11 protein-coding genes are annotated in these 13,743 nt (G+C 64.5%); 2 read left to right on the top strand and 9 right to left on the bottom strand.

The window, feature by feature from the left end; genetic code table 11:
* Position 1: 1 nt before the first annotated feature.
* The 7 genes from MA09_RS21610 to MA09_RS21580 all read right to left on the bottom strand — a co-directional run bounded on the left by MA09_RS21610 (position 2) and on the right by MA09_RS21580 (position 7,883).
* Entirely contained in the window at positions 2–832 is an 831-nt protein-coding gene (locus tag MA09_RS21610) for a hydrolase 1, exosortase A system-associated (RefSeq protein WP_036253032.1), read from the bottom strand.
* Positions 822–1,670, bottom strand: coding sequence for a hydrolase 2, exosortase A system-associated (locus MA09_RS21605; protein ID WP_051933687.1), 849 nt, complete (start codon positions 1,668–1,670; stop codon positions 822–824). The genes MA09_RS21610 and MA09_RS21605 overlap by 11 nt, the downstream gene beginning before the upstream one ends.
* Complete coding sequence (locus MA09_RS21600) at positions 1,667–1,915, bottom strand: acyl carrier protein (RefSeq protein WP_036253030.1); 249 nt, start codon at positions 1,913–1,915, stop codon at positions 1,667–1,669. The genes MA09_RS21605 and MA09_RS21600 overlap by 4 nt, the downstream gene beginning before the upstream one ends.
* Before the next feature lie 44 nt (positions 1,916–1,959).
* Positions 1,960–3,420, bottom strand: a complete 1,461-nt coding sequence (locus MA09_RS21595; protein WP_036253028.1) for an oligosaccharide flippase family protein — start codon at positions 3,418–3,420, stop codon at positions 1,960–1,962.
* A gap of 36 nt (positions 3,421–3,456) precedes the next feature.
* Positions 3,457–4,380: a hypothetical protein gene (locus tag MA09_RS21590; protein ID WP_036253027.1), complete on the bottom strand. Its 924-nt coding sequence runs from the start codon at positions 4,378–4,380 to the stop codon at positions 3,457–3,459.
* A 54-nt stretch (positions 4,381–4,434) separates the two neighbouring features.
* A complete protein-coding gene (locus MA09_RS21585; RefSeq protein WP_161783246.1) occupies positions 4,435–5,583 on the bottom strand; it encodes a glycosyltransferase family 4 protein in 1,149 nt (382 codons plus the stop codon).
* Between the two features lie 68 nt (positions 5,584–5,651).
* On the bottom strand, positions 5,652–7,883 hold the full coding sequence (locus MA09_RS21580) for a hypothetical protein (protein ID WP_051933685.1): 2,232 nt from the start codon (positions 7,881–7,883) through the stop codon (positions 5,652–5,654).
* Positions 7,884–8,690: 807 nt separating this feature from the next.
* Here MA09_RS21580 and MA09_RS21575 point away from each other — a divergent pair.
* Positions 8,691–9,755, top strand: a complete 1,065-nt coding sequence (locus tag MA09_RS21575; RefSeq protein ID WP_200883111.1) for a polysaccharide deacetylase family protein — start codon at positions 8,691–8,693, stop codon at positions 9,753–9,755.
* A gap of 16 nt (positions 9,756–9,771) precedes the next feature.
* On the opposite strand, the gene MA09_RS21570 is transcribed toward MA09_RS21575, so the two are convergent.
* Both MA09_RS21570 and MA09_RS21565 read right to left on the bottom strand, forming a co-directional pair.
* On the bottom strand, positions 9,772–10,824 hold the full coding sequence (locus tag MA09_RS21570) for a GNAT family N-acetyltransferase (protein ID WP_036253022.1): 1,053 nt from the start codon (positions 10,822–10,824) through the stop codon (positions 9,772–9,774).
* Positions 10,821–11,996: an aminotransferase class I/II-fold pyridoxal phosphate-dependent enzyme gene (locus tag MA09_RS21565; protein ID WP_229440818.1), complete on the bottom strand. Its 1,176-nt coding sequence runs from the start codon at positions 11,994–11,996 to the stop codon at positions 10,821–10,823. Before MA09_RS21565 ends, MA09_RS21570 begins: the two co-directional genes overlap by 4 nt.
* A gap of 171 nt (positions 11,997–12,167) precedes the next feature.
* Between MA09_RS21565 and MA09_RS21560 the strand changes: the two genes are divergently transcribed.
* Positions 12,168–13,742, top strand: a complete 1,575-nt coding sequence (locus tag MA09_RS21560) for an acyl-CoA ligase (AMP-forming), exosortase A system-associated (RefSeq protein ID WP_036253018.1) — start codon at positions 12,168–12,170, stop codon at positions 13,740–13,742.
* Position 13,743: the final 1 nt, after the last annotated feature.

Genomic DNA, 13,743 nt, shown 5'->3' with positions numbered 1-13,743 from the left:
TCTACCAGGAACGTACCCAGGCGCTGGTCCAGGCCGCGACCTGGTCGCGCCAGGCGCGCCGCGAGAAGGTGTGGTCGGCGCCGTCGAGTTCGTGGCGGGTCACGCGCGGCCCGGCCAGCAGCTTTTTCCACGCCGGCGTCGCCGCCGCCAGGTCGCAGAATTCGCGTCCGGTCAGGTCCGCTCCTCCAATGATCACCATCACGCGCCCGCCGAACGCGGCCAGGGCCGCATGCATGCGCTCGGGCAGGGCCGGCACCGGCGATGCGGGAGCCAGCGCGGTGCGCACCAGGCCGAAAGCCGATTTGACGGAACGGACCAGGTCGAGCCGGCCACTGAGCAGCCTGCGCCAGAAGGAAGATTCGCCCAGGCGCTGGCGGTAATAGTGGCGCAGGGTGGCGCGCGCCAGGCCGTCGTCGGTGCGCACCCAGGGGTTGAGCAGCACCAGGCCGGCCACGCGCCGGTCCGAGCGCGCATACATCGCCGCGGCCGAGGCGCCGTCGCACAAGCCCCACAATACGACTTCGCGCATGCCTGGTGCGGCCGCGAAAAAGGCGTCGATGGCCGCGCGCAGATCGTCCCCGACCGTCTCGAAGGAACGCGTTTCCCCCTCGCTGTCGCCCATGCCGCGGTAGTCGAAGCGCATGGCCGGGATACCGTCCTGCGCCAGCGCGCGCGCCAGCAGGGTGAACTGGCGGTGGCTGCCCGCGCGGTACTGCGATCCGCCGACCACGACCAGCACACCCCGGCTGCCACCGGTCCGCGGCAGGCTCGCCACGCCGACCAGCCAGTCGTCGCCGCAGCGGAAGCTCAGCGCGCGTTCCTCAAGCGTCAAGGCGGTCCTCCCGCACGAGTGCCGAGGTCGCCGCCAGCAGGGCCGGCGCGGTCACGCCTTCGCCTGCCGCCCAGAAGGGCGGGCAATCGACCGGATGGACCTGCAGCCGCACGTGCCGGCGCCAGGCGTCCGCGGTGCGGGCCGCGCCCGGAGGCAGGGCCTGGCCATCCTTGCCGGCCATCTCGAACCAGTGCACCGGGCAGGACGGCGTGTAGCGCTCGAGCGGCGCGAGCGCGTCGATGGCCGCGGCCAGCGCCGGGTCCAGCGCATAACCGCCGACCTCGAGGGTTTCGCCGGACTGCAGCGCGGCGCGCAGGGCGCGGGTGCCGGTCTGCTCCGAGGTGCTGTCGGCCAGCACGGCGTTCAAGGTACGCATGCGCAGGAACTGGGTCAGGTAGGCCTGGCCGCTGGCCACGGGTTGCCACAGGATGAGCGCGCGCAGCGGATGCGGCGCCGCCCCCGCATAGTCGAGCGCCAGCAGGGCACCGAGGCGCAGGCCCCACAGCACCGGCGGCTGCGGGATACGTTCGCCGAGCCAGGCGCAGCAGGCCGCCAGGTCGTCCTTCCAGGTATCCCAGCGGGCGTCGCCGAAGTCGCCGCTGCTGTCGCCGGTGCCGCCCAGGTCGGGCTGCAGTACGCCATAGCCGAGCGCCGCCAGCTCGCGCGCCTGTTGCGCGGCAATGCGGCGCGCGCGGTTCATTTCTTCGGCAAACGGCGGAACGTAGAGGACGGCGCCGCGGCAGTCGCCACGGGGCGGATGGTACAGGCAGAACAGCTGGCCGCCGGCGCGCGGCAGGAAAAACGGTTCGGCGCGCGCTGCCCTCGCGCCAGCGGTCATCCGGCGCTCTTCCGGGCGACGAAGTCGGCCAGGCTGCCCAGGGTTTCGAAAGTGCTGGCGCTCAGGTCGTCGTCGTCGATCGCGATGCCGAAATGGTCTTCGAGCGCCCCGACCAGGCTCACCACCGCCATCGAGTCGAGTTCGGGGAGGCTGCCCAGCAGGGGAGAATCGGACTGCAGGCGCTGGCCGGCTTCACCCAGGCTCAACACGTCAATCAGGATGGTCTTTACTTCGTCGAGGTACATGCTTTCATTTCCTACAATGAAACCTGCAAGCTGTGTCGTCAGGATTATACATTCGGGCGCAACAGCGCGAGCCGGGTCCGTGCCACCCCGACGAAGCGGTGCACCTCGTCGAGCATGGCATGGCGGGTCAAGCGTAGCAGCAGGTACCATGCAGCGGCCAGCAAAGGCAGCATGACCAGCAGGCGCGCCAAGGGTCCGAGCATGTCGGGCACCAGCATGTTCAGGATCCAGCCGGCGGCGGCGGATCCGCCCGCAACGGCCGCGCTCGGCAACAGTGCCCGCAGCAGGGCGATGGGGCCGAATCCCAGGTAGCGTTGCTGCTGCACGGTGATCACCGGCGCGGTGGCGATGGTTGCCAGGCACAAGGCCCAGGCAAAACCGCTGAGGCTGCCGTCGAACAGCGCCACCCCGAAGCCCACGCGCGCCAGCAGTGTTACCAGGACTGGCGTTGCGCCGAGATACGGACGGCCGATCGCGGTCACCGCCATCGGGATGTAATGGAAGGCCATCATGATGGCGGCGGCAAGCGTCAGCGGCAGGATCGCGGGGACGCACTCGAGCCAGGCCTGGCCATACAGTGCCAGCACGATGTCCTCGCCGAGCACAGCGGTCAGTGCGAGCGCCGTCCAGCCTACGCCGGTCAGCAGTGTCGTTGCGCGGGAGAGGGTCGGCGCCAGGGACTCGCCGCGGTGGTAGGTCTGGGCCAGGTAGGAAATGGCGCCATAGCTGACAGTCGAGCCTGCCACATAGGTGAAGATCGTGACGGTCGAGTTCGCACGACTGAGAAGGCCGACGTGGCGCGCCGATCCAAGCTTGCCCAACAGGATGTCGGGAATGGCATTATTGAGCGCCACCGCGCAATTCGACAAGAGCGACCCAAGCCCGAAGTGGGCAACGCTGCGCCAGTGGTCGAATGCGGGCAGCCACGGCATGTATTTTGGGCGCAAAGGAATATAGGCGAGCGCGCAGGCGGTGATGTTGATCAGGTTGGCGTAGGCGAGGCTCATGCTGCCATGGCCGAGCTTGGCGAAGACCAGGCAGCTGACGCAGAAACTGATCGTGCCAACCATGTTGACGATGGCCTGCTTCTCCGCGGCGAATTCGCGCGTCAGCAGGGCGTTGGTGACGGCACCGAACGGAATCAGGAGGAAACCGATGGACAGCACCTTCATCACCGGCACGATTTCCGGCTCGTTGAACCAGCGTCCGATCGCGTCGCTCGCCAGGAACAGCGTAATGGCGATCAGCCAGGAGGTCGTGAATACCACGCCAGTGGCAGAGCGGATCTTCGCCGGCGTCAGGTCGGCCTCGCGCTGCAGGTAGGAGCTCACGCCGAAATCGCGGAACACATGCGCGAGGTTGACGAACACGACCGTCATCGAATAGACGCCGATTTCGCTGGGGCTCAGGATACGGGCCAGCAGGACGCTGACCACGAATTGCATGAATGCGGCGCCCGACGACGAGAAGAAATTAATGACCAGCGAGCGACGCAAATCTGCCATAAAACCTGCCATACGGACAGTAAAGCCGCACTGCCCTCAGGCAGCGGCCTTACTGATCAGGCTAATCGCATGACGCGATGTTGCCTCATATTTACTGTTAATGAAGCGCATGGAGCCGATGAAGTGGAAGAAGGCTGTTTCGCCGGTGGCACAATCTGGTGTGCCATACTTGGGGAAGGGCAACGTCCTGGTGCCAGCCGCATTGGCGACGAGATAGTTCGACGTGACCTGTTCGGTACCCCAGCGTTTCCAGTCTTCGCCCAATTTCGCCGTCATCCGGCGCGAGAAATCCGCCATGTCGTCGCGCATCGTCGACGAACGCGGAAATCCGGTGAAGCCGGAACACCCGCGCACGTACAGCGCATCCGCGGGCAGGCCAACATTGGCCATCTCAGCCTCCGAAATGCTCTGGATATGCGCACCCGGGCATACCTTCGGCAAGGCATGTTCGCGTGTCGCTGCGAGGGAACGGATTGGCGTGTCAACCATTTCTCCCAGTACGAAACCACGTCCGGCACGCACCGCCTCGAGGACTTCCGGAATAGGCTGAACCGTCAGGGTATCCGCGTCGAGTTGCACGACATAGTTTTCTGGAGAGAAAGTAGCAATCGCATACAGCCGCTCCCAGGTACCGCCGCGGGGCATGTCCGGATGGGTGAATTCGTGCGCTTCCCGTAGTTCGACATGGGGAACGTGCTGTTTAAGGATCGCACGTTCTTCGCTGCCGATCGATGGATCACAGACGACGACAATCCTTTCAGGGTTGAGGAAGTGGGTGAACGACTTTACTGCCACCAGATAGGAGTGCACGTCGCGCTGGTGTACCATCGATAACAGCATGAAGGGCAGGTTGCCGGGCTTGAGCGGTGGCGTAGCCAGGACCCGTGCGGCGACAGGCTGGTAACGTGCGCGAAAATAGTCCCGCCTGACGCGTTGGATCACCCTGTTAACTAAAGACATTCCTGCTGACTCCCGTTTATGCTGCTTGCCATGCCGTCTGATGCGGTCGAACGATCATAGGAACTGCGCAATGTGATTTGCAAATTCCTTACTGTGTCGCATGACATTATATGATGCAACTACATGCGCACGTGCATTTTCGCCATGAATTTTTGTCATTTCGACATTGTCGATATAGCACAGGACGGCTTGCTCGAACGCTTCCATGTCCTGTATGGGGACGAGCTGCCCGGTGTGGTCGTCGACGATCGTTTCGCACGGACCACTGGCAGCGCTGGCGACGACAGGAAGACCACATGCCATGGCTTCCACGATCGCCAATCCGAAGCTTTCCGTATGCGCGGCATGTACCATCAGGTTGGCTGACCGGTAGTAGGGCAGCACATCGTTCTGGCGGCCGGCGAAGACAACGGCGTCCTGTACGCCGAGCTCCGCTGCCAGTTCTTTCCATTCGGCTGCAATCGGTCCGTCACCTACGTAAACGAAACCGAGACAGGTTCCGGGCCGTGCCTCAAGGAGGCGCTGCATCATGCGGATCAGCTTGTCGACACGCTTTTCCGGTCGTGCTTGCGATACAGCAATAATCCAGAAGCGATCCGGATCGAGTCCGGTAAGGGTGCGCGCTGCGCTGCGGTCGCCTGGGCAGAAATGGGCAGTATCGACCGAATTCGTCATCAGGCAAACCCGGTCTGGCGGTAAGCGTGCATAGTCCAGCAGGAATGCCTGTTGGGAGCGGGAGTTTGCCAGATGAAGGTCGTGCTGCTGGAGTCGCAGCACGCGGCGCACGAGGAATTTCAGCCCGCGCTTGACCAGCGGGTCGCGGCGCAAGGGGTCGAAGCCGTCATCCTCGGTGTTCACGGTGCGTACCCCAAGCCGGCGCAACAGCCGCATGCCGATTGTTTGCGGCAGGGCGCTCATGAACACTATTACCTTGATGTTGTTGTCACAGATAAAGCGTGCAATGGCTTCTCGTCCGGCAGGAGAATAGTCGTAGCAGTCGAGTTCCACTGCGCGCAGGTGCTGGAGCGGATAGCTGGGCTTACCGGTCAGCTTGGGAAATGCCATGTAAGGGACTGCATTGTCCTGCAGATAGGCGCTGGCACGGTCACGCACACTCGCAATGTAGTTCCAAACATAGCCAGTGTCGTCCGGGTAACGCATCGTGAAGATTACGCCTGGCTTTTTTTGTGTATGTTTTTCCATGGAGCGGCGCATAAAGTAAACCGGGCTCAGGTATTTACCTGAGCCCGGCTACTTTACCACGGGAAGTATTACTTACGCGGAACGATTGCCCATTGCGGTGCCGTGCTGTAGTCCGGCTTGGCCGTACGTCCGTTGAAGGTGGTCCATGCCTGTTCAGCGTTCGGAATTCCCGAGGTTGCCGACACCGCCAGCGCGCTCTGGAGGATGGCAGGATAGCCGTTCACGGAATCCGCATAGCCAACCATGCGCCCCTTGGGGAAAGTCCACCCGATGGCGCGCGTCAGCCAGTCTGCCTGCGCCTGGCTGCCGCATTCATGGTCGGCGAATCGCGTACCGAGCGGGTCGGAGTACCTCCTGTCGTCGTCGGTACGGATGCTGCCGCCGCCAAAGTTGGCTGCAAACATCTGAGCAAAGCTCGAGTACACCGGGGTGCTCATGCTGTCGCGGAACTCCAGCCAGTAGGGCGCAGCGTGCACCCAGCAGAATCCTGGCGCGGTCATGCGGCCGACCGGATACTTTGCCTTCCACTGCAGGATCGGCATGGCCTTCTCAAAGCCAAGCTCGGCCAGGTAACCGAAGCTCCAGGTGAAGAAGTCATCCTGCCAGTTGGACGAAGCGGTCACAGGGAAGGCCGCTACCCCCGAACCGTCATATGCGCCCAGGTTGTTCGGGTTACCGACGACGTAGGTCGCATGGTAATAGTTCAGGTTGTTGTCGAGCTGTTTGGTGAAATAGGCTTTCAGCGGGTGAGCATCTGGCGTGGCGTAGGCTGCATGGCCGAGGGTACGCAGCGACCAGGCCTGGCCACGCAATTGTTGCCAACGGACCAGACCCTGGCCATTACCCGAATTGCCCGGGTCGGTTTCCAGAGGATTGCTTGCCGCCCAGAACTGGAGTTCTTCGAGGTAGTAGTAATCGCCGGTCACCAGGTAGGGCAGATAGGCCAGCGAGGGCTGGTGCGCGGTATCGTGCGCGTAAGGCGTCTGGCATAGGGTGTTATTTCCATCGGCGCAGCGGGGTACCGGCAGCGGACCCCGGTTCGCCAGGTTCATATGGGTCGTTGCCAGCTTGGTCGCTTCGGTGTCGGTGCGCAGCGGATAGCCGGTTTTCTCGTCGCGCAGGTGCATGGACCAGCTGCCGGAGCCTTCCGCGGCGGCCAGCATGATGTCTTTAGCACGCTTGTCTTGCGACAGCAGGTACATGACCGAGAAGCCGGGCAGCGGGCCGATGTCATTGCGGCCACCGGTTGACGGCATGTAGGGATTGAGCATGCCGATCTTCATCGGTCCCACGTTCGCATCAGTGAGCTGGGTGGCGAACCGGGCCAGCTCCTTTTCCGATGGAACGACCGTCTGGTCATAATTCGAGACGGCTTTGGTGGCGAGCAGATAAGCGGTGTTGTGCTGCAGGTGGACCGTTGGCGTGCTTGCCGCATCCCACCAGGCCGACTGGCGCCAGCGCGAGTGGTGATAGTGAGTGAGGCCAGCCTTGGTATAGACCGTACGGCCGCCGACGTCGATCTTGACGTCATAGGTCAGGTTGCGGGCACCGGCCGTGAAGGTCTTGTCGTTTTCGACAGCAACCGAGACATGGGCTTTCTTCGACAGCCCCGCATACCAGCGCACGTCGAAGCGGGCGTTCAGCAGCGGGTGGGCGACACCGGCGGCGTTCTTCAGCGGCGCCGCCATGATCCATTCATTGGCCACGGTACCCGACAGCCAGTTCATCGGCTTGCCGGCAGCGATCGCATCGGCCAGCGAGGCCGTGTACTGGACATTGTCGAGGGTGATGGTGACCTTGCTGTCCAGGCCCGAGGCCGCCAGTTGCTGGAGGGTCACGTTACCTTGGGCGGAAGCACTCGACTTTGCCAGGGTCAGCGTCTGGGTCTGGCCTGCCGCCAGCGAGGGCAGGACGCCGGAAACGATCACATGGCGCACCGAGCCGTCGGCATGGGTCGCCTTGATGTCTGCCTGCAGGGGGATGACAGTGCCGTCCGCCAGCTTGCCGGCGAGACCTTCGGTCTTCGCCATCTGTCCGGCGGCAATGACCTGGCCAAAGGTGAATGGCACGTTGATCTGGGCGCCGCCGGTGTTCTGGATGCGGATGTCGGTGATCCGCGCGCCGACCACGGTTGCAGGAGCCGTGGTACTCGGAACAGGGGTGGCGGTCACCGGGGCGATCGGTTTCGGTGCGTAACCGGTCGTGACGGTAGCCAGCGAGACGCTGCCGCTGGAAGGAGCTTCATCCGCGCCGCCGCCGCCGCAGGCGGCCAGCAGGGCCACTGAAAGCAGCGCGCTCATGCGCTTGACACGGCGAGAAGTGAGAATCCTGGTGCTTGCATATCCAGTCTTGCTTGCTTTGGTCGATTTCAGGGCATTCATTTCGGAACTCATGATTATAGGCAAGTATGTTCGTCGAGGAATTTACTTTCCTCTGAGAACTTTACTTTACCCGATTCACTAAATTCCGTGTTCAATATTTAGGCGGTTTCCACCCTAAAACAACAAAAAATGGAGCTTGTTCTATCTAGATCAAGACATTTAGTCAAGTAATTCCAGAAAAGTCGTAAGGAAATCACAAGAAAATGTCGCGCAACTGAATCAAAGTTTCTAAAAATCATTTAAATTCATATACGTAAATGTATTTAATTGCGAATAAAACAAAGCGTGATCATGCTGTCTGCAGATTATAAATTCGGCCTGCATCGATAATTGATGAAACAAAAACAAAATGTTTCATTATATTAAAAGATAGGAACAAAATTATATGATTGAGCTTTATGCAAACGAACGCCAGAACGTGAAATGTGAATGATTGACAGAGCCGGCTGCACTTGCCGTTCCAGTCTTGTTCTTGTTGCGCGCAAAGCAACAACATCAATGTGTTAAGATGGAAATATGGCGAGCAGCACGGGCTGCTGCGCTCAAGCATAAGGCGAGCAACGTGTCACCTTCCGGTAAAGGCTATCCCTATCATGCTTTCGGATACGAGAGCGAACGCAACGATCGGTGTTCCGTGCTGCACGCATGTGCAGGATCCGGGATCCGGGGCGCGGGACGGTCCATCGGCCTGCCGGGTGATGCCGGCCATGAACAGGACGGGTGCCGATGCCGGTAAACGACAAGCGCGTGCGGGCCCGCCTTGCACCTGGCACGCGTCCCGTGCTGGTCGTGGTCGTGGATGCCGAGGAGGAATTCCCCTGGGACCGGTCTTTCGACCGGCTCAACGTCGGTACCACCTCGATCGCGGGCCAGCCGCTGATGCACGAGCGCGTGTTCGACCAGCTCGGCATCGTGCCAACTTATATGTGCGACTGGCCGGTCACGACGGCGCCGGCCTCGGCGGCCACGCTGCGGCGCCTGATGCAGGAAGGGCGCTGCGAAATCGGCGCCCACCTGCATCCCTGGGTGTCGCCGCCGCATGTCGAGCAGGTCAACCGTTTCAATTCCTATGGCGGCAACCTGCCGCGCGAACTCGAATACGAAAAACTGCACAGGCTGACCGAGGCGATCGTCGACGCCTTCGGCCACGTACCGCTCGCCTTCAAGGCGGGCCGCTACGGGCTTGGCCGGCATACCGCCGAATCGATCGCGTCGCTGGGCTACGCCATCGATACCAGCGTGGTGCCCTATACCTCGTTTGCCTACGACAGCGGTCCCGACTTCCGTGACCATGACGAGCATCCTTATTTTTTCGAGGCCGGTCAGCGCACGCTGCTCGAAGTGCCGGTAACGACTGGTTATACCGGCTGGTTGCGCAGGTTCGGCCCGCAGCTGTACGAAGTGGCGCAGCATCCGCTTGCACTGCGCGCGCGCCTGGGCGGGATCATGGCGCGCTCGCGCGCACTCGAGCGCATCCGCCTCAGTCCCGAAGTCGCGAGCGGCGCCGAGATGCGGCGTCTCGCGGCCAGCTTGCACCGCGCCGGCTGCGAAGTGTTCACCCTGACTTACCACAGCCCGTCGATGGCGGTGGGGCATACCCCTTACGTGCGCAGTGCGTCCGACCTGGAGCGATTCATCACTACCGTGCGTGACTTCTGCATCTGGTTCCGTGACGAGCTGGGCGGCCAGTTTGCGAGCCTGTCGCAATTGCGGGACATGGTAGGCGGTGGCCTGCAGGGGATGCATGCCGGTCCCGAGAACAGGGAACTGCAACGGCGTATGCTGGGCTAGCCTCGCGCCGCGGTGTTTATCCCGCGTCGGCCGGCACAGCAGCCTGCGCCGGCTGCCGCCGCTGTGCCGCCAGCGCATGCAGGCGCGCCAGCACCGGCCAGCGATAGCTGTTCAGGTGGTACATGGTCCTGATTTCGTCGGTCCAGCGCAGGTGCCATTCCATCACCCGTCCGTAGAACTCGATCCGTTCGAAGCGGCCGTCTTCAAAAATGTCGCGGCAGGCTTCCTCGCGCATCAGGAGTGCCGGCGACAGCGCACCGCCGAGGCTTTCGTCGTAGGCTGTCTTGAGCACGACCACGCAGCCGCCGCCTTCGACGCACAAATCCATGGCCGCCAGCCGTTCGCCGATGAAGTAACGGTACACGCGCGCCGCGCCGCGCCGGGCAAAGGCTTCGAGCATGGCCCGGTAAAACCGGCCCTGCCGGTCGTCGGCGTGCACCGCGCTGCCGGCGGCGCCTTTCCAGCCCTGCGTTTCCAGCATGCCGTAATCGATCACCGCGGCGGCCATCTCGTGCGGCGCCCGGCTTACCTGCAGGCGGGTGGCACAGCCTTCCTGCTGCAGGCGCTTGCGCTGTTTTTTGAGGTTGCTGCGCAGGTTCTTGCCACGCGCATTCCAGTAGGCGTCGAATCCAGGCGCCAGGCTGATGCGGGCCGTCTCGATGTAGTCGAGGGTGCGCATACCGGCGCTGTCGGCCGGCCGCGGCAGCAGCATCGGATCGCATTGGGTGATGCCGAGCACCATGGCCGCGCCGGGCAGGGCGCGCAGCAGGCCCGGGACGAAGCGTTCCGGGGAGCCGGCGTCGCGCTGCAGCCAGAAGCCGACCGGCGCCTGCGAGGGCTGGAAGGTGCTCCAGCGGCCGAAGCCGGCGGGCGTCACGACGGTCATGACGCGGATGATGTCCGCTTCCTCGTACCAGGCCAGCAGCTCGTCGCCGCTGCCGAGCGTCTCCAGCGCAGCAGCGAGGAAGTCGGGCGCCAGCAGGGGCGAGCCGCCGCAGTCGGCATGCAGCGCCTGCCAGCGGGGAAGGTGGGCGCCGAATTGGGAGGCGGGAACGACGGTCCAGCTCATGCCGCCAGCGCCGCCGTAGCGCCGAGTGCGCGCCGCAGGGCTGCGCGCAGCCGCTCGAGTTCGGCGGCGCGCAGCTCCTGGTGGCAAGGGAAGCCGATCAGCTGGCGACCCAGCGCCACGCTGTTGGCGCAGGTGGCGGCATCGACGCCGGGCCACAGCGTCGCGCCGAAGCGTACCATCGGCACGCCGGCCGCCTGCAGGCTGGCCGCCGCCGCGTCGGCCTGGTCCACCAGCAGCGGATAGATCCACGGACAGGCGCCCTCGGGTAGCGTTGGGAACAGCGGCCGGCAGCCGGGGAGCCCGTCGAGGGATTGCTGGAGCAGGAGGTAGTGGCGGCGGCGCAGCGCGACGATGCGCGCGCGCGAGGCGAAGCGTACGGTCAGGCGCGAGAACAGCGAGGAACGCTTGTCGACCCAGCGCGGGTCGAAGTTGAAACTGCTGTCCGAGGAATCCGGGGCCAGCGCCGGGGCGGCGCTGCCTGCCGGCCGGCGCGACTTGAGCGCGTTCCACAGCGCGCCCTTGAGGCGCAGCGGCAGCGACAGCGCCAGGCGCAGCCCCTGCAGTCGGCCGTGGGCGAAGGCCGTCTCGAGTGCTGCCAGCGCGGCCTTGGCTTCGAAGCCGGGGCCGGCCGAACGCAGCGGGAAGCTCAGGGGGCGGCGGTGCGACACCAGGCAGCCGCCTTCGTAGATCGGATAGAACTTCATGCTGCTGCCGATCGCATAGTCGCCGGTACTGCCTACCGGGGTGCCGGCATGGTGGCCGAAGAAGGCGTGCGCGCAGTCTTCCAGCAGCCCCGCGCCGTGCGCGTCGCACAGGGCGCGCAGGCTGCGCAGGTCCTGGGGGAAACCGAAGAAATGGGTCGCCATGACCGCCTTCACGCTGCCGTCGAGTTTCGCGGCAATGTCGTCGATGTCGATCGTGCTGTCCGGGCGTACCCGGTAGAACACGACGGAGGCGCCGCACCAGTGCACCGGCGGGATCATCGACGGGCTGTGGTACGCGGGCACCAGTACCTTGTCGCCCGGCTGGATCCCCATCTCGCGCAAGGCCAGCCCGATCGCGATGCGTCCGCTCGTCACCATGCGCACCGCACCTGCATCGAGCAGGCTGGGAAGGGGCTGGCCGCCGCGCTTGAAGAAGGAGGCCGGTGACAGGACGGGAACGGAAGGCAATGCACGGCGCGGGGGCGCCTGGTGATCTATTGTCGACATGCATTAAATATAACATGCGTTTCTGCGCGCAACGCGCAGGATAGCGTACCGGGCGGCCGGGACTTGCCTGGCGTGAACTGGTAAGATGGCGCCTGCCCGCTGCGTCCAGCCGGGCGGAACAACAAGGCATTGATGAACACTCTGATCCACGACACCATTTTCGAGGCCGCCCGGCGCACGCCCGATGCGGCGGCACTGGAATACGGCGCGCGGCGCTGTACCTATGCGGACCTGGCCGGCCTGGTCGCGTCGGTCGCGGTGCTGCTGCGCGAGCAGGGACTGGCGCCGGGCACGCGCGTGGCCGTCTATATGGAGAAGCGCATCGAGAACGTGGCGGCGATGTTCGGCGCCGCCGCAGCCGGCTGCGTGTTCGTTCCCGTCAATCCGCTGCTCAAGCCGGAACAGGTGGCCTATATCCTGGCCGACTGCAACGTGCGCCTGCTCGCCACCACGGCCGACCGCTTGGCAAGCCTGGCGCCCGCGCTGGCGGCCTGCCCTGACCTGGAAACCGTGCTGCTGGCCGATACCGCCGCGGCCCCGGCCGGCGCGCTGCGCACCCTGGACTGGAACGCCGTGACGGCGCTTGATGCCGGCGGCTTCGACCCGATGGCGGCGCGCCGCATCGATGCCGATATGGCGGCAATCCTGTATACCTCCGGCAGCACCGGCGCGCCCAAGGGCGTGGTGCTGTCGCACCGTAACCTGGTTGCCGGCGCCGCCAGCGTGGCCAGCTACCTGGACCTGTGCGCCGGCGACCGCATCCTGTCGGTGCTGCCGCTCAGCTTCGACTACGGGCTGAGCCAGCTGACCACGGCCTTCCGCTGCGGCGCCAGCGTGGTGTTGATGAACTACCTGTTCCCGAAGGATATCGTGGCCATGGTGGCGCGCGAGCGTATCACCGGGCTGGCGGCGGTGCCGCCGCTGTGGAACGCGCTCGCGCGCCTCGACTGGCCGGCCGACTGCAGCCTGCGCTTCATCACCAATTCGGGCGGCGCCATGCCGCCCGTGACGGTCGAGGCCCTGCGCGCGCGCCTGCCGCACACCGAGATCTTCCTGATGTACGGGCTCACCGAAGCCTTCCGCTCGACCTACCTGCCGCCGTCCGAACTGGAGCGCCGGCCCGGTTCGATGGGCAAGGCGATTCCGAACGCCGAGGTGCTGGTGGTGCGTCCCGACGGCAGCATCTGCGACGACGACGAGCCGGGCGAACTGGTGCACCGCGGCGCGCTGGTGGCCATGGGCTACTGGAACGACCCGGAACGCACCGCCCAACGCTTCCGGCCGGCTCCCGGCAGGGAAGCGGGCCTGCCGCTGCCGGAACTGGCGGTCTGGTCGGGCGACACCGTGCGCCGCGACAGCGAAGGCTATTTATATTTCATCGGGCGCAGCGACGAGATGATCAAGGTGTCCGGCTACCGCATCAGCCCGACCGAGATCGAAACTGTGGTGCAGGCCACCGGGCTGGTGCTGGAGGCGGCCGTGTTCGGCGTCGACGACGGCCAGCTCGGGCAGGCGATTGCGCTGGTGGCGCATGTCGCCGACCCGGCCGCGCTCGATCCGGCGGTCCTGCTGGCGGAATGCCGGCGCCGCCTGCCGGCCTACATGGTGCCAGCCCAGGTGGTACTGCAAGGCGACAGCCTGCCGCGCAACCCGAACGGCAAGATCGACCGCAAGCTGCTGCGCCAGAACCTGCACACCGAAGCCTAGA

The organism is Massilia sp. BSC265 (assembly GCF_000740675.1).
Taxonomy (GTDB): Bacteria; Pseudomonadota; Gammaproteobacteria; order Burkholderiales; family Burkholderiaceae_D; genus Telluria.
The sequence above is the reverse complement of the archived record's forward strand: the minus strand, read 5'-3'. Positions and strand labels throughout refer to the sequence as shown.

Bases quoted from the DNA above. Each gene is read 5' to 3' on its own strand.
- MA09_RS21585 (WP_161783246.1), bottom strand. From the start codon at position 5,583: ATGGAAAAACATACACAAAAAAAGCCAGGCGTAATCTTCACGATGCGT.
- MA09_RS21580 (WP_051933685.1), bottom strand. From the start codon at position 7,883: ATGAGCGCGCTGCTTTCAGTGGCCCTGCTGGCCGCCTGCGGCGGCGGC.
- MA09_RS21570 (WP_036253022.1), bottom strand. From the start codon at position 10,824: ATGAGCTGGACCGTCGTTCCCGCCTCCCAATTCGGCGCCCACCTTCCC.
- MA09_RS21560 (WP_036253018.1), top strand. From the start codon at position 12,168: ATGAACACTCTGATCCACGACACCATTTTCGAGGCCGCCCGGCGCACG.
- MA09_RS21575 (WP_200883111.1), top strand. From the start codon at position 8,691: ATGCCGGTAAACGACAAGCGCGTGCGGGCCCGCCTTGCACCTGGCACG.
- MA09_RS21605 (WP_051933687.1), bottom strand. From the start codon at position 1,670: ATGACCGCTGGCGCGAGGGCAGCGCGCGCCGAACCGTTTTTCCTGCCG.
- MA09_RS21595 (WP_036253028.1), bottom strand. From the start codon at position 3,420: ATGGCAGATTTGCGTCGCTCGCTGGTCATTAATTTCTTCTCGTCGTCG.
- MA09_RS21590 (WP_036253027.1), bottom strand. From the start codon at position 4,380: ATGTCTTTAGTTAACAGGGTGATCCAACGCGTCAGGCGGGACTATTTT.
- MA09_RS21600 (WP_036253030.1), bottom strand. From the start codon at position 1,915: ATGTACCTCGACGAAGTAAAGACCATCCTGATTGACGTGTTGAGCCTG.